Source organism: Paenibacillus germinis (genome assembly GCF_013141785.1).
In the GTDB taxonomy this organism is placed as follows: Bacteria; Bacillota; Bacilli; order Paenibacillales; family NBRC-103111; genus Paenibacillus_E; species Paenibacillus_E phytorum.
This window is the reverse complement of sequence record NZ_WHOC01000045.1, coordinates 100,701-117,358: the sequence shown is the minus strand read 5'-3', so window position 1 is coordinate 117,358 and position 16,658 is coordinate 100,701. Positions and strand designations below refer to the sequence as shown.

The 16,658-nt window shown below is 48.4% G+C and carries 12 protein-coding genes; 11 read left to right on the top strand and 1 reads right to left on the bottom strand.

The features are described 5' to 3' along the window. Positions 1 to 222: 222 nt before the first annotated feature. The 11 genes from GC102_RS08895 (at position 223) to GC102_RS08845 (ending at position 15,596) form a co-directional block, all read left to right on the top strand. Entirely contained in the window at positions 223 to 2,001 is a 1,779-nt protein-coding gene (locus tag GC102_RS08895; RefSeq protein ID WP_246320820.1) for a sensor histidine kinase, read from the top strand. After that, positions 1,998 to 3,632, top strand: coding sequence for a response regulator transcription factor (locus GC102_RS08890; RefSeq protein ID WP_171689175.1), 1,635 nt, complete (start codon positions 1,998 to 2,000; stop codon positions 3,630 to 3,632). The genes GC102_RS08895 and GC102_RS08890 overlap by 4 nt, the downstream gene beginning before the upstream one ends. Before the next feature lie 93 nt (positions 3,633 to 3,725). Beyond that, positions 3,726 to 4,799, top strand: coding sequence for a beta-galactosidase BglB (gene bglB, locus GC102_RS08885; RefSeq protein ID WP_246320810.1), 1,074 nt, complete (start codon positions 3,726 to 3,728; stop codon positions 4,797 to 4,799). Between the two features lie 116 nt (positions 4,800 to 4,915). After that, complete coding sequence (locus GC102_RS08880; protein ID WP_171689174.1) at positions 4,916 to 6,316, top strand: Sapep family Mn(2+)-dependent dipeptidase; 1,401 nt, start codon at positions 4,916 to 4,918, stop codon at positions 6,314 to 6,316. Positions 6,317 to 6,557: 241 nt separating this feature from the next. After that, a complete protein-coding gene (locus GC102_RS08875) occupies positions 6,558 to 7,517 on the top strand; it encodes an ABC transporter permease (RefSeq protein WP_171689173.1) in 960 nt (319 codons plus the stop codon). Positions 7,518 to 7,544: 27 nt separating this feature from the next. Then, complete coding sequence (locus GC102_RS08870) at positions 7,545 to 8,465, top strand: carbohydrate ABC transporter permease (protein WP_171689172.1); 921 nt, start codon at positions 7,545 to 7,547, stop codon at positions 8,463 to 8,465. Positions 8,466 to 8,642: 177 nt separating this feature from the next. Next, positions 8,643 to 10,289 carry an extracellular solute-binding protein gene (locus GC102_RS08865; protein WP_171689171.1) on the top strand — a complete coding sequence of 549 codons (1,647 nt, stop codon included), beginning with the start codon at positions 8,643 to 8,645 and terminating at the stop codon, positions 10,287 to 10,289. Positions 10,290 to 10,407: 118 nt separating this feature from the next. After that, the gene (locus GC102_RS08860) at positions 10,408 to 12,099 is read left to right on the top strand and encodes a hypothetical protein (RefSeq protein WP_171689170.1); all 1,692 of its coding nucleotides are present in this window, start codon (positions 10,408 to 10,410) and stop codon (positions 12,097 to 12,099) included. Then, the gene (gene pepV / locus GC102_RS08855; protein ID WP_171689169.1) at positions 12,096 to 13,502 is read left to right on the top strand and encodes a dipeptidase PepV; all 1,407 of its coding nucleotides are present in this window, start codon (positions 12,096 to 12,098) and stop codon (positions 13,500 to 13,502) included. The genes GC102_RS08860 and pepV overlap by 4 nt, the downstream gene beginning before the upstream one ends. Before the next feature lie 451 nt (positions 13,503 to 13,953). Next, positions 13,954 to 14,532, top strand: coding sequence for a TetR/AcrR family transcriptional regulator (locus tag GC102_RS08850; protein ID WP_171689168.1), 579 nt, complete (start codon positions 13,954 to 13,956; stop codon positions 14,530 to 14,532). Continuing rightward, positions 14,529 to 15,596: a DUF418 domain-containing protein gene (locus GC102_RS08845; RefSeq protein WP_312883203.1), complete on the top strand. Its 1,068-nt coding sequence runs from the start codon at positions 14,529 to 14,531 to the stop codon at positions 15,594 to 15,596. The genes GC102_RS08850 and GC102_RS08845 overlap by 4 nt, the downstream gene beginning before the upstream one ends. Before the next feature lie 63 nt (positions 15,597 to 15,659). Here GC102_RS08845 and GC102_RS08840 read toward each other — a convergent pair whose 3' ends face one another. After that, complete coding sequence (locus GC102_RS08840) at positions 15,660 to 16,643, bottom strand: electron transfer flavoprotein subunit alpha/FixB family protein (RefSeq protein WP_171689166.1); 984 nt, start codon at positions 16,641 to 16,643, stop codon at positions 15,660 to 15,662. Positions 16,644 to 16,658: the final 15 nt, after the last annotated feature.

Sequence of the window (16,658 nt, the reverse complement as noted above, 5' to 3'; positions counted from 1 at the left end):
TTTTAATAAGGGAAATCCCCTATTTTTTTGGCAGATTGACCAAGAAAGCTTTCTTGTCATGCCTTATATTTAGAGTGCGATTCAGGCGTGAGGTCGGCAGTCAATAGCCGATTACGGTGGAAAGGTTTATAATGCTAACAATAGGTGCGTGAGCGAACGGATTTCCTTTTTGCTTCACGCACTTGCCATTCCATCAGGATGCGGGTGAAGCGGTTGTCTAAGATGATTTCCAAATTTCTGAATTTGAAGCTGCGTACGAAGTTTCTGCTGTCCTTTACCGTTATGATCTTGGTAACCGTGCTAATGATCAGCTCCGTTAATTACTACGTTTCTGTAAGCGTAATCAAACAGAATACAGCCATTTTTTCCGAATATTTAATCGAACAAATCGGGATAAACCTCGAGAAACGCACCAAGGATATCGAGGAGCAAGTATTCCAGCAGTTCCGTAATTCCGCGCTCAATACGACACTGGGCATTCCTGAAAACAGCGAACCCGATTTGTACATCAAGAATAGGGCGATCAGTGAATTTATGAAAGATTTACTGTTCTCCAAAGATGATTATTTGTCGGTTATGGTAATCGATGCCGCAGGCAATCAGTTCGGGTTCGAACGCAGTGCAACCCAAAATTACAATAAAAACTTGATGAATGTGGACGTCGAGATGATTAAGGATAAGCGAGGTCGCGCTTCCTGGATTCCGGGAAACAGCAACGTTATCTTTATGGAAAAAGCGGTGTATGACGTCACGACCAACCGTTATGTGGGCATTATTATCGTCGGTGTGGACAGCAAGCTGATCAGCGGCATCTACACGAACGTGGACGAACTTACGAAGGGGAACATCGTCATCTTGAACGAGGTATTCGAACCGCTGCTGTTCGAAAGGCTTGTTTCCAAGCCGTCCCGCTATTTCATCGAAAACAAGATGTACGCTCACAAGCCCAGTCTCAATCAGGGTTTTCAGTTTGAAGGGCAAACGTACATTTCCACCATTATTACAACACCCTATGACAAGTGGATGATTGTCCAGGTCATCGCGGTCAACGAATTAACGCGCGGCACTGAAGTCATCAAGGTGTGGACAATCAGCACCATACTGGTCTCGATGTTTATTGCGTTCATCCTAGCGGTGATCATTTCCAGAAACATTACAGGAAACGTCCGGCTGCTGCTTCAGAGCATGACCCATTTCTCCATGGACTTCACCCATAAGGCGATTGTACCCAGAAGCAGAGACGAGGTGGGATTGCTTGCGGAGAAATTCAATTCGATGGCCGAGAAAATCGGCGAGCTGATCCACACCATCTACACGGAGAAGCTGCTTAAGCAAAAAGCCGAATACCGCACACTGCAATTCGAATATAAAGCGCTGCAGGCCCAGATTGATCCCCATTTTCTCTACAATACACTGGAGTCGATTCATAGCTTAGCCAAGCTGCGTGGCGACGAACAAGTCAGTGAAATGATCTACCTGCTCGGCAAGCTGCTTCGAGAGAGCATTAGCAAGAAGGGCGATATCATCTACCTGCAGGAAGAAGTGGACTACATTAGGAGTTATTTGACTATTCATAAAATAATTTATGGTCATAGAATTGAGGTCAATTATTATTTCGACACGAGCCTGATGTCCTTCATGGTTCCTAAATTCATCCTGCAGCCGCTAGTAGAAAACTCGATCAAGCATGGAATTGAAGAGAAACCGGGCAAAGGGATTGTCAGTATCGGCTGTTGGACCAAAGAAGACGATCTGTATCTAGAAGTGTCCGATAATGGAGTAGGCATAGATGAAGAAACGAGGAACCAGTTGCTCAACCCTCCGGAGCACTCGAAGCTGAAACAGAAGGATAAGCATACGAATGTCGGGGTCATCAGCGTGCACAAACGGATTCAAATCTTATACGGAGAAGAATACGGTTTAAGCATTATGAGCGAAATGGATCAGGGGACGACGATTCGGATTCGTCTTCCGATCATAACCGAGGAGGGCTCCGAATGACATATAAAGTGGTGGTTATAGACGATAAACCGCTGATCCGGCAAGCGATTGTACAGATGATCGCCTGGGAGAAGCTGAATTGCGCAGTGGTTGGTCAAGCGGAGGACGGAATTGAAGGCAAGCGTTTGATCATGGAGCTGCAGCCGGATATTCTCGTGACGGATATCAAAATGCCCGGCTTAAGCGGGCTCGATTTAGCCGAACAGATGAGCGCGGACTTTCCTATGGCCAAAACAATCCTGGTTACCGGCTACCAGGATTTTGAATATGCCAAGCGGGCCGTCCGACTCGGTGTATACGATTTTATCGTCAAACCAATCAATCACGAAGAGCTAAGCAGAGTGATAGGGAGTGCCGTATCAGAGCTCGATAACAAGCGCAAGGAGCGTGAGAACACGGTTAAGATCACCTCTGCTTTCGTCGAGTTGGAGAAACAGCATACCAGTTCAATTCCCTCGCTTAGAAGCAAGCTGATCGGTGATTTGATCGCAGGAACAGACAATATGCAGGAGCAAGTGAAGAATCTCGAGATCCCGTTTAGCCGGTACGTTTTGCAAATCGTCCGTACGAAAGAGAAGCCGGGCCAATCCGGTGCAACGAACGCCGCCAAGCTCAAGCAGCAGATGCAGCTCCGCCTTTCAGAACAAGCGCACCAGCTGACTGCCAAGCGCGATTTCTATCTTATTGAATCCCTGCGTAATAACGACCTTTTATTTGTATGCCTTTTCCCAAAGGCACTTCCGCAGCGGGAAATCAGGATGAAGCTGCAGAGCTTCTGCAGCGAGTTCATCGATGAGGCAAGCGTGAGGAACCAAGTATCCTGCTGCTTTGCGGTCAGTTCCGTGTACAAATCGCTTCTTGAGCTGCCGGAGGCTTTCCATGAAGCGTCCCTGATTATGGATTCAAGCTTTTTCAGGACGGAGGAAAGTGTGTTATTCCCGGATCATAGCCAGCAAGAGAAGGAACTGGGGAAATTCTCGATCATTCAGGATTTGGAGCAGTTCAACCAAATGCTGGAGAACAAGTCGAGCGAAGATGTGATTACCCATTTGGAGCGGTTTCTGAAACAAATTACCGCCTATAGTGAAGGTAATATTCTCGTAGTGAAGGGCTTGCTCTCAGAAGTATGTCTTGCGGTGGCCCGCTACTATTTCCGGGTAACCGGCGATGAGTTCGGTCTCGGTAAAAGCGTCGATCAAATTCTCGGGGATGTATATCGGCTGACGAGTATGAGGGAGGCCTCTTCCTACCTCACATCGTTTATTGGGAATATCAAGAAGAAGCTTGAAGGTGGGGAAAAGGTGTACTGCCTCGTTGTGAAGAAGGTCATCGATCACATCAACAGCCATATAGCCGACACGATCAACTTGACGTCAACCGCCGATCATTTTGGTCTGAGCCCGAGCTACTTAAGCAGGCTATTGCGTACGGAAACCGGTATTAATTTCGTGGATCTTGTGTCTAAGGCGCGAATTGAGACTGCTAAGCGTCTGCTCATGGATCCCAAGAATAAGGTAAATGAAGTCGGAGAAATGGTAGGGTATAAGGAATATGCCTATTTCTATCAGGTTTTCAAGAGACTTGAAGGCTTGTCGCCAAAGGAGTATAAGAACAGAAGTAAAGAAAACTAATAAAAGCGTAAAAATCTCGTATGTAAACTGGTTTGAGCGTGCGTTACATTGTTGTTACAAGCACTTTATAGTGCGTATTGGGAGGTGCTTACCATGACTCTAGCGCAAATGCAGAGGCAAGATATAGAGAGCATGATTCAGAAAGTCATCAGCGGCATGAAAAATCTGGAGGTAACGATCCAAGAAGACACGCCGATAAGCATCATTACGATGGACAAATGGGACTGGTCCCAAGGAGTCGGGTTGTTCTCTCTATATTTGTACTACAAGGAAACCAGAAACCGCGATATTTTCACGTATTTGACCGATTGGTTCGACAGCCGGATTCGCGAAGGGCTCCCACCGAAGAACGTCAACACGATGTGTCCGCTGCTTACGCTCAGCTACATTTACGAAGAAACGCTTAATCCGGAGTATCTGCGGATTTGCGAAGAGTGGGCTAGCTATGCGGCCGATGAGATGCCGCGCACGCCTGAGTTTGGGATCACGCACGAGACCATTGACAATGCGAACGAAGGCGAGCTGTGGGACGACACGCTCTATATGACGGTGCTGTTCATGGGCCGGATGGGCATTTTGTTGGAAAAGGATCACTACGTACAAGAAAGCATCCGTCAGTTCCTCGTCCATCTTAAGTATTTGACCGATAAGAAAACAGGACTGTTTTTCCATGGCTGGACATTCGTGGAGGGCCATAATTTCGCGGAAGCACTCTGGGGCCGTGGTAATGCGTGGTACACGGCCGGGTTGGTCGACTACCTAGATATCGTCAAGATACCGCTGGGCGTGGAAGTGTTCTTGCTTTCTTCTCTGGAACGTCAGATTCAGAAGCTGACTGAGCTGCAAAGACCGAGCGGATTGTGGACGACATTGCTGAACGATCCGACATCGTACGAGGAAACATCGGCTACTGCGGGTTTCGCATACGGTATTCTGAAGGCTGTTCGCAAAGGTTATATCAGCGAAGTTTACAAAGAAGTCGGGTTGAAGGCGCTGCAAGCTGTCATTAATAAGATTGACGAAAAGGGAGCCGTTCACGGGGTATCTTACGGAACGCGCATGGGACGCACGCTGCAGTTTTACCGCGAAATTGCGGTATGTCCGATGCCCTACGGGCAATCCATGACGCTGCTGATGCTGGTGGAAAGCCTGCATCATGTCGACTGACTGGAGCAGGGCACCCATGAAGAGCTACTGGCTAACCAGGGCATTTACCATGGATTGCTTGAGGCGCAGTATCGCTTTATGGCTTCATGATAAACGTAAAGGCGGGATGCATGCACATGGTCATTGGAAACGAAATTCGCAAATATCGGAATGCGATTGCGGCTGGCATTTCGGAGCTCGTACAAATAAGAAGCATTATGGCCGCCCCGGAGCCGGGAAAACCGTTCGGGGCTGGAGTTGACTGCGCTTTGCAGCATATGCTCGGTTTGGCTGAATCGTTAGGGTTCGATGTGACAAATGTGGACGGCTATGCAGGCCATGTCGAATACGGCCAAGGCGACGAGATAGCAGCGGTGCTTGTCCACCTTGATACAGTAGAAGAAGGGGAAGGATGGATGTCTCCCCCGTTCGGCGGCCTCATCGAGAATGGCAAGATTATCGGAAGAGGAGCATCCGATAACAAAGGACCTGCTGTGGTCGCTCTTTATGCGCTGAAAACGCTGATGGATCTGGGCATTACCGGCAATCGCCGTCTCCGCTTGATCTTTGGCACGAATGAAGAGAGTGGAATGAAGGACCTCGACTATTATTTCGAGAGGGAACAGCTTCCGGATATGGCGTTTGCGCCCGACGCGGGCTACCCGATTTATAATGTGGAGATGGGCAACATGAACGTGGTGTTCTCGAGTAAGCAGGAGGCTGTTTCAGAGAAGCCGCTGCTTCCTCTCTTGTCTCTGAAGGGCGGCAGTATGCTTACGCTGATTCCGGAGACCTGCACGGCGTCGCTCTCTCTGTCGTTTCTGACCGACAGTCAGGTGGAAAACATCCGCCATTCGGTCAACCTCCAGGCGAATCTGTCGGCAGCATACTCTGCCGACAGGGTGCTGGAACTAACAGCCGGTAGCGAGCTTGTAGAAGGCAGTCCGACGGGATCGCGAAATGCAATCGCTAATATAGTTGCTTTCCTGCTTGCGCAAGGAATGGATACAAATTGGGATAACTTCCTGCGCTTCCTACACAGCAAGATCAGCGCGGAGACAGACGGACAGTCGCTCGGTATCGCCTGCAGCGATAGCGTATCGGGCGGGTTGGTCGTTTATTTGCGTACCATTTCCTGTGATCAGGAGCGTGCGGAAGCACTGTGCAATATACGTTATCCCATAAGCTATGACGGCGCTGGCATATTATCTACGCTCGACCATCTTGCGCGCATGAATGGAATCGAGACCGAACAGTTGCGGCATCTGCTTCCCGTGTATGTGCCAGAGACCCATCCGGTCATTGTCCGGTTAAGCCGGGCTTATAAGAAAATCACCGGAGAGGAAGCTGTGATGCTGCGTATGGGTGCCGGTACATATGCCCGTAAGCTGCGCAACAATGGAGTCGCATTCGGTGCGGGACTGCCCGGCGGCGTCGATACCCGCGTGCATCAGGCCGACGAGTTCATCTTTATCGACGATATGATGCAGCATGCCGAAATCTGCTTGCAGGGCATGTATGAATTGCTGATCGATTAACAGAAAGTAAGAGATATTCAGCTGGAGGTAAAGAAAACTAATAAAAAGTAAAAATCCTAACATGTAAACCGTTTTCACAAGCGAGTATACTTGTAATACGCCTAGAAGAAACGGCTTAGCTGTCCCTTTTATCGGCTAGGAGATGTGGATCCTCTCTTTCTTCTAAGAAACAATGGGTTCGTAGTATTTTGGAAAGCGCTTTCGCGTGTTGGAATAGCATTTGTAGAAAAGGAGCGAGAGTATGGAAGCACAATCTCAAAAACTTCCTGTAATTGCACAGACGGACAGTAAACCAAGAAGCACTTTTACGAAAGAGCTGTTCAAAAATTACGATTTGTACTTACTTCTTGCCCCGGGCGTCATATTCTTCTTTGTATTTTGTTATATCCCTATGTTCGGTCTTGTCATTGCCTTTAAGGATTATAACATTTTCAAAGGCGTCTTCGATTCCGATTGGGTAGGGCTTCAGCATTTCAAGGATATGCTGCAGATTCAGGATTTCTATAGGATCGTCCGCAATACGCTGCTGCTTAATGTTCTAGGTCTGATCGTGGGTTTTCCGGCTCCGATTATTCTGGCGCTTATGCTGAATGAAATCAGAGCTAAATATTTCAAGAAAATTTCGCAGTCGCTTCTGTATCTGCCTCACTTTATGTCTTGGGTCATTATGGGCGGGATTATCTATAACCTGCTTTCCCCGAAATATGGGATCGTTAATGATCTAATGAGATTCATGGGGATGAAAGAGATCTATTTCATGATCGAAGAAACGTGGTGGGTCATCACGTATACGCTGTCCAGCGTATGGGCGGGAGCGGGCTGGGGAACGATTATTTACCTGGCGGCCATGACTACGATCGATCCCTCTTTGTATGAAGCTGCTGTCATGGACGGCGCGGGTAGATGGAAGAAGATCGTGCATATTACGCTGCCGGGCATTATGCCAACTATCATCGTGCTGTTGATTCTTAACATCGGTCATATGGTATCCATTGGTGTCGAGCATCCATTCGCCTTGCAGAACCCTGTCGTTACGAATATTTCGGATGTAATCAGCACATACGTTTACTCCGCGGGGATTAAGCAGGGGCAATTCGGAATTACGACTGCAATCGGGATGTCGCAATCCTTCATTAACCTTATTCTTGTGCTTGGTGCGAACTATTTTGCCAAGCGATTTGGCAAGGAAGGACTTTGGTAAAATTCGAACGAATAGGAGAGTAGAGATATGGCGGCTACTGCGCGCAAACAAGGATATAAACGCAGCTTATTCGGCAAGTATTCCGGCTGGGACGTAAGCTTTAACATCATGAATTATACCCTGCTCATCGTATTCACCTTCATATGTGTCTTTCCCTTCCTCAATACGTTAGCTAATGCCTTCAGCAGCAGTCATGCTATACAGACGGGTAAAGTTGTGCTTTGGCCTGTAGAGTTTCAGTTTGATGCGATGAAAGCGGTAATAACGGATTCCAATATCATCAGGTCGTTAGGGGTAACCATTTATATTACGGTAGTCGGTACTGCGCTTAATATGCTGTTCACGATTACAACGGCCTATCCACTTTCCAGAAAGGATCTGAAGGGACGCAAATATTTTATGAATTTCATGATTGTGACCATGGTTTTCAGCGGCGGTTTGATTCCAGGTTACTTGTTGATCAAGTCGCTAGGTATGCTGAATAGCTTATGGGCGTTAATGATTCCCGGTTTGATCAGTGCTTTTAACGTTATTATCATGAAAACATTTTTTCAGGATCTCCCGGATGAGCTGCGCGAGGCGGCCGTTATGGATGGCTGCGGCAATTTGCGTTATTTGGTGCAGATCGTGCTTCCCCTGTCGGGTGCAGTTTTGGCAACGATAAGTCTGTTTTATGCCGTCGGCCACTGGAACTCGTACTTTACAGCGGTACTGTTCATCGATGATTCGGCTCTCTACACGCTGCAGGTGAAATTGAGGAACATTTTGCTGCTTGCACAAATGGATACGTCGTTGGAGACTATGCAATCTTTGGATAATCTCCACATCATTGAGGAGTCCCTGAAAGCGGCCACGATTGTTTTCGCCACGGTTCCGATTCTAATCGTATACCCGTTCCTGCAAAAGTATTTCGTAAAGGGATCGTTCTTAGGGTCTGTTAAAGGATAAAGAGTACGGTTAGATAACAAAAAAACTATCAAAATGTCAAAATTATAGAATAGAAACAATGAATGAAAGGATCTATGTTTCAATGAAAGCGCTTAGGAGTCATGGATTATCTACAGGATATGGGTGAAATCCCATTAGAGCGTATATTCCTGTAATAAACACTAGGGAGGAAGCAGTATGGCAAAGGTGTTTAAAAAAGGGGTTTTAGGAAGCATGGCTATCGTTCTCATGCTTTCAGGTTTCTTGGTTGCTTGTTCCAAGAATGAGGGGGGAAGCGCTGCAACAACGTCACCTAGCGGCAGTAACTCACCGTCTCCAAGCAAAGAACCTGAAAAACCGGCAAAAATCCGCGTATCATTGTGGGACCGCGCCAATGCGCCGGAGGGTCAAAACCTGGGCAATAACCCGATCATTAAATACGTGATCGACGAAACGAAGAAAATCGGTCTCGATGTGGAATTCGTCTCCCTGCCTAGAGCGCAGGAGTCGGAGAAGCTAAACGTTTGGATGGCTTCCGGCGAAGCGCCGGATGTCATTCTGACCTACTCGATGGATACGATCTTCAAATATGCTGAACAAGGCGGATTGTGGGAGCTTGATTCCTATCTCGCCAAGTATCCAGACTTGATTAAGAATAACAAAAAGGCGCTTGACCAAGTGGGAATGTACAAAGGCAAGAGGTATGCGATTCCTGCACTTAAGGCGAACACATACGCTGGTCCCAACATGAAGATCCGTAAAGACTGGCTTGATGCGCTAGGCATGAAAATTCCGACGACGAACGAAGAGCTGTATCAGGTGCTGAAAGCCTTTAAAGAGAAAGACCCAGGCAACGTAGGCAAAGACAAAGTCATCCCATGGGCGATCCCTGCGATCAACCAATCCATGAAAGCATTTTTCTTCGGCCCCATGTTCGGCTTCGGCGTCAATATGGACGGTCCCAGCAACCAATTCTATGCGCCGGACGGCAACTATAAGAATGGTGTCTTCACATCCGCAGTTGCTACGCCTGAAGGAAAAGCTTACTACCAATGGATGAACAAATTGTACAAAGAGGGCTTGATCTCCAAGGAATTCGTCACCGACGTGAGTTCTCAGCAATTTACGCAGCAAGTTAACAGCGGTGTTGCCGGTTTCGTCGATTCCAACGACGTGCCTTATACCATGACTACGAATACACGCAAATCCGTCCCGACAGCAAACTGGGTACCGGTAGAACCATTCAAGCGTGCGGATGGATCGCAGGTTATGACGGTAGTGGGAGATTACGCCATGTTCGTAGCCGTTCCGAAATCGAGCAAAAACCCGGATGTCGTCATGAAATATTTGAACTGGATGGTTGAACCGAAAAATCTTGCGACCGTACAAAGCGGAATTGAGGGCGTGAACTGGAAAAATGACGGCGGCGTTCGAGTTCAGATTGATCCCGAAGCGAATAAGAAGACCACATGGGTATCCGCTCAGGGAGACCTTGCCATTGTTCAGCAAGGGGTACCGGCATACAACAAAGAACAACTGATTAAGTCTGTTGCGATTTCGCTTCCGGACGATAAGCAGCGTGAAGAGTACGCCAATTCTTATCTTGCGTTCTATGATGTTTTCAAGAAATTCGGTAAACCGAACACCGTAATCGATTCACCTCGGCCAGTAGCCCAGAAGACCGTTGCGGCAATTGAGAAGCACCTGTATGAAGGAATCTCCAAAGTTATTATTTCTACGGACTTCGAGAAGACGTATAGCGAGATGGTTGCCGGATGGGAAAGAGCCGGAGGAAAAGATTACGACAAAGAGATTGGCGACGCTTATAAAACGATGAAAAAGTAATAGGTTGTAAACCGACTGCACAAGGAGCGAACGATCTGTGGTTCGCTCTTTTGTATTTGCTTATGTATTTTTTTGACACATGTCCTTGCCGGACAATAAATCACTGGAGATGAAGCTGATGAATACACCCCTTCGCGACCCATTGAAAGAACTTATCCACCTGCAGGATGAACGGTTGGACCAATTTCTCGTGAAGCGCAGAACTGATTTGGCAGCGGGTCGTGAACCCGACCCGCTAGGTATTGGCACTCTTGCGATGACCGTGCCGCTATATTGTCAGCCGGCATCCCGATATTACTTGGATGCCGGTATCAATACACTGATGCGGGAGGCGGTTGATCATTTTCTTCTGAGACAGCTGGAAAGCGGGTGTATTTCGCTCGTTAACTGCAATATCGACTCACCGCCGGACACAGCATTTATGATCCACCTGGTATCGCTCGTCTATCAGGTAGCCGAACGTTCGGGACTCGAGCAAATTCGCGGAATCCAGGACGGGTTGTTTACGTTCATGGTAAGAGCTCGTCCTTGCTTGCTGACTGGAGGCATTCATACACCAAACCATCGCTGGGTCATGGCTGGCGCATTGGCAAAAATGTATGAAATTTTCGGAGATGAAGCTTATAGGGAGAGAGCTTTTCAATTTCTGGACGAAGGCTTTGATATGACCGAATATGGGGAATGGACGGAGCGCAGCAACGCGATTTATAACGGGGCATGTGCGATCCATCTGTATGATGTAGGGGTTATCTTTGGGTATGAACCTGCATTCGAGGCAATACGCAAAAACCTGGGCATGATGCAATATATGCTGCACCCTGATCAATCTGTCGCGACTGAGTATTCCGGTCGCCAGGACCTTGGCCAGACGATGATGATGAACGATTGGTATTATGTGATTTATCACTTGATGGCATCGCTCGACAAAAATCCTGTGTTCCTATCCATGGCACAAATAACGGAAGAGACGTCTCCGAAAGGTGCAAGCGCGCTTATTCATTGGATGCTGTATCCGGAAGCTATGTGTCTGCCAGATAACGTACCGGCATTATCGGAGAACTATACCATCCTGCTTGGGGAGGGAAACGAAGCGCTGGTTCCCCGCAATATCCCTTATCTCGGCAAGCTGGTGCAGCATCCGCACGGCGCATCCGTTCTGCGCCATCGCAAGGGGAAACTGAGCGTAACGTTGATGGCGGCCCAACCGGAATTGATGTACATCCAGCATGGTAAAGCGCGTATGTTCGGTTTGAAGCTGGCTGCTGGGTGGTTCGGCATAGGTGCGGTTGCGTTTCCTTCGATCAAGCAGACGGGTATGGACCGTTACAGCATGGACATCGAGCTTGAGGGCTGTTACTTTCAACCCCTTCCCAAAGAACACTTCGCCGATAAGAACGGCATTTATGTGAATATGCCAAATCATCTTCGAGAGAAAACGAACATCCAGCATCTGCAGCTGGCCTTGGAATTCCAGCTGCTAACTGACGGCGTGGAAGTAAGCATCCGGTCGAAAACGATTCCTGGCATCTATCTGCAAGCTGTCTGCATGTTCGATTCATTAGGTGAATTGTCTGGCGACGGACTGGAGCAGGTAGCCCCGCATATGAAACAGCTGGTAAATGGGGATGCCGTATTTTCCCTCGAGGGGGACTGCATCCGGGTGTCTTCCGGAGCGAAGGAGCACATAGACGTCTCCATGCGCAACGAGAAAGTGAACCGTGATGCGCTCAACGTTACGATGAATTACGTAACACCGACCGACGTGACGATCCGGTTTCAGGCTTATGCCTGCGAAGGGGAAAGCCAGTGACTATTGGGAGTGCAATTCGGAGCTACCAGCCGGAAATTGTCAAGCATATTCAAGCACTCATCCGGATCCGAAGCGTAGCTTCCGAAAGCTTGCCGGGGTGGCCGTTCGGCGAAGGGATAGCCCAAGCGCTGCATTACATGCTCGATTTGGGAGCGTCTATGGGCTTCCGTACCGCCAATGTGGACGGTTATGCGGGTCATGTCGAATACGGCGATGGCGAGGAGCTGGTCGCAGTGCTTGTCCATCTCGATACCGTGCCTGAAGGGACCGGCTGGACCTATGATCCTTTCGGTGCGGAAATCCATAATGGCCGCATTTATGGCAGAGGCGCTTCCGACGATAAGGGACCGGCTGTTGTTGCTTTGTATGCGCTTAAAGCGATTAAGGATCTGGGGATAAATCCTAAGAAACGGATTCGCATCATATTCGGTACGAACGAAGAGAACGGGATGACCGATATGGACTATTACTTTGCCAGGGAGCCCTTTCCCGATTATGCATTCACACCTGACGCCGCCTATCCCATTATTCATGCGGAGAAAGGATATTATGTGTTCCGCATGAAGAGACAGCACACCGTCGCCGAGAGGGATCGTCGAATTCTGGAGATGGCGGGAGGCGTAGCGCCGAACGTCGTGCCTGAGCACTGCCGCACCATAATAGCAGTGACAGATGCGGAACCCGAGGAGCTGGAGCGGATCGTCCTCCTTGCAGAGGAGAATCCGCAAATTGATGCAATCCTCACGAAAGAGGGACGAGTGGAAATAACGGCAGTAGGAAAAAGCGGCCACGGCTCTTATCCGCCGTCGGGCATCAACGCGATTTCCCATATGGCAGCGTTTCTGCATATGATCGGTGGAATCGTGCCTGAGGACGAATTCTGGAGGTTCATCCGCACAGCCATCGGTTTCGAAGCGTTCGGCGAATCACTGGGGCTAGCTTGCAACGATCCCGTGCATGGCCGGCTTACCGTTAATCTAGCCCAGGTTCGTCTGGATGAGAAGACGGCGGAAGCGATATTGAACGTGCGGTATCCGGTTACAACAGACGGGGAGACCGTACTCGCAAAGCTGCGCCAGAAAGCAGCGGGCTATGGCGTGGAGGTGGAGGTGACAGCCTTTATGGCGCCGCTTTTCGTGCCACCTGATCACACCCTGATTCGTAAGCTGGGCCGTGCATATGAAGCGATCATGGGCGAGAAGGCGGAGCTTCTCTCGATCGGCGGCGGCACCTACGCCCGGAAGCTGCAGAACAGGGGAGTGGCCTTCGGCGCCGGTTTCCGCGGAACGGACACGAAGGCGCATCAGCCCGATGAATTCGTCGGAATCGAAGATATGATGCTGCACGGCGAAATTTGTACGCAAGCGATTTACGAACTGATCCGAACGGAGGAAGAAAGGTGATGGCCTAGATACGGCCATCTATATATATCTAACAACAAGCCACTCTCATGTAGACGTGGCTTTTTATCATGTGAATCTTGGCAAGTTTTAGTTTGGAAAATTGGGATAAATCAAACCACTGTAGCTATTTTCTTGTCATTAGACTTCAATGTTACTGAAACGGGTGAAATAATCCTACATGTTTCTTTCACGACTGCGTCCGTTTCCTTTAGTCGCTATAAATCCCGAAAAGCACTGTGTACTAGCATTTAACAAGCGTCATATTACGTGAAAAATATAATCGTAATACGTAGGGCTACCTCGACGACTTAGAGCACAAAGGGAACCTTTTGAATAGCTAGTTAATCTTGCTGTCGTAGTTTTTTTTACTATGTTACAAAAGTAGCTTGCTTTATTAGAAAAATATGGTTATTATTTTACCTAACGGTAAGTAAAAAAAAGGAGAAAAACGATGCAGACCTACGAACTAATTCTAAATGAAGCCTATCGTCTATTTGCCCGAAATGGGTTTGAGAAGACTAGCTTGTCCATGATTGCGAAGGAAGTTGGCATAACAAAACCAGCATTGTATTACCACTTTTCTTCGAAAGAGGCCTTATTTCATGCGCTGCTTCAAGAGGTGTGCAAGGAAATTCGGTTTGATACCTTTTTCCCGATAAAGGAATTTTCAACAGAAAACTTCAAAGAGCATTTCATTACATGCGGCCTGAAAATGATTCAAGAGCAGCGAAACGATCCGCATTACTCATTGTTAATGAAAGAATTCATGATTCAAAGTACAAGAGATGAGAAGATACTCGAAGCTGTTAAAGCTGTCATCGATACGTATGTTCAGGGCTTTACTGCCTTACTTATGCACGGGGTGAAACTTGGTGTAATGAGAGGGGAAAATCTAGGCGTAAGAGCCGAGATGTTGACACTAGTTATCGACCAAATCGACAACTATATGACGCTTGGACTTGCTTTTGATTACGAACGAATATGGCAATACAGTGTGGAGCAAGTGTGGAATGGGGAGATAAATACGTGAGTGGAGAACGAATAACAGGGCTTGATTTTGCAAGAGCAATTTCCATACTGGGTATGATGTTTGTCAATTACAAAATCGCAATGGGGGCAGAGGGCAGTGGCCCAGAGTGGTTATCTTGGTTCACTAGTTTATTCGAGGGAAGGGCATCTGCCGTTTTCGTTGTGTTAGCAGGGATCGGCTTTACAATTATGACACGAAAGGCAAGAGGAGGAGATCCGGGACTACTGCGAAAGCAAAGAGTTATTATCTGGAAAAGATCGTTATACCTAATTTTCTTAGGTTTTCTATTGATCCTTTTTGGATGGAGCGCTGACATTTTGCATTATTATGCTTTGTTTTTGTTTATAGCCTCTTTTCTAATACGAGCTTCTGGTAAAATGCTGCTGGGTGCTGCTGTTATTATTTGGTTAAGTGCACAATGGTTCCTATTGCAATATGACTATACAGCAGGCTGGGACTCATCTTTTCATAATTATTTGGATTTCTGGACAGTGAATGGGTTTTTACGGAATACATGGTTCAACGGTTTTCATCCAGCGATGCCCTGGTTTTGTTTCTTTCTAGTCGGAATGTGGTTCGGTAGGCTAAACTTTACAGATACGTCGATTCGGAAAAAGTGGCTTCTTATTTCGCTAATTGCATGGGTGGGGAGTGAATTGATCTCCTTAGCTGCTCTGAAAATAGGAGGTACTTATCTCGGGACGGAAATAGCCGTGTATCTCTTTCAAACAAAGCCGATGCCGCCGAATCTGCTTTACATGTTCTCAGCAACGAGTTCGGCAATTCTAGTTATCTTATTATGTATTTATCTTGTTGAAAGCAAATGTGCTCGTGGCATCGTGCAAGCGTTAATCGAGACAGGACAGATGACATTGACACATTATGTCATGCATGTCGTTGTGGGGCTGGGTATTCTTGAAATATTCGGTATTCTCGAAAACGGTTCTCTAATCTTCTCTACGCTGTATGCTGTGGCCTACTTCGTTTTCGCAATTGTAATTTCCCTAATCTGGAAACATAAATTTAAGCGAGGACCTTTGGAAATGGTGATGCGGAAATTCTAGGATAGAAAAAACAGCCTGGTTGCAGATCTTTAATGATCTGTAATCAGGCTGTTTTCGTTGCTGTTACTGGAGTAAACGGCGGAATTCCTCGGTCAGCAGTGGCACGACTTCGAAGAGATCGCCGACGATGCCGTAGTCGGCGACTTTAAAGATCGGCGCCTCGGCATCCTTGTTAATCGCGATGATGACGCGCGATGAGCTCATCCCGGCAAGATGCTGGATGGCGCCGCTAATACCGCACGCGATGTAGATCTCCGGCGTCACGACCTTGCCGGTCTGGCCGATTTGCATCGCGTACTCGCAGTAGCCCGCGTCGCAGGCTCCGCGGGAAGCCCCGACAGCGCCGCCCAAGACGGCAGCCAGCTCTTCGAGCGGCTGGAAGCCATCGGCGCTGCGCACGCCCCGTCCGCCGGAGACAACGATCTTGGCTTCTGCCAAGTCGATGGTGCCGGACGTTTTCTTGACGACCTCCCTAATGATGCTGCGCAGGGAGGGAGCGGGGTAAGCCACATCGATGATCTCAGCTTGACGCGATGCGTCAGGCTCGGAGGCTGCGATGTTGTTCGGTCTTATCGTGACGACCCATGTGCCATCCGGGTCGGTAAACGCTTTCTTTTCGACGGCTTTGCCTGCGTAAAGCGGTCGCGTGAACTGCACGCTATCCCCGCTGCGCGAGATAGCCGTTACGTCCGAGAGCTGGCCAGCTGCGAGCTTCGCCGCGGCCAGCGGTGCGAGATCTCGGCCAGCTGCCGTGTGGCCGAAGTAGAGCGCGCCTGGCTGGGCGGTATCCGTGACAGCCAGCAGAGCGCTCAAGTAGGCTTCCGAGCTGTAGCTCTCCAGCTGGTTGTCTTCGACAACATAGATGGTGTCTGCGCCATAAGCCGCAAGCTCACCAGCAAGTGCTTTGCTTCCTGCGCCGCCAATCAATACGGCAGCGATGGCATCGCCATCAGCAGCGGAAAGCTGAGCTGCGCGTAATGCTTCAAAGGATACTTGACGCAGCTTGCCACCGCGTGCTTCTGCAACAACGAGAAATGTTTTGCCCATAAATGTAGCCTCCCC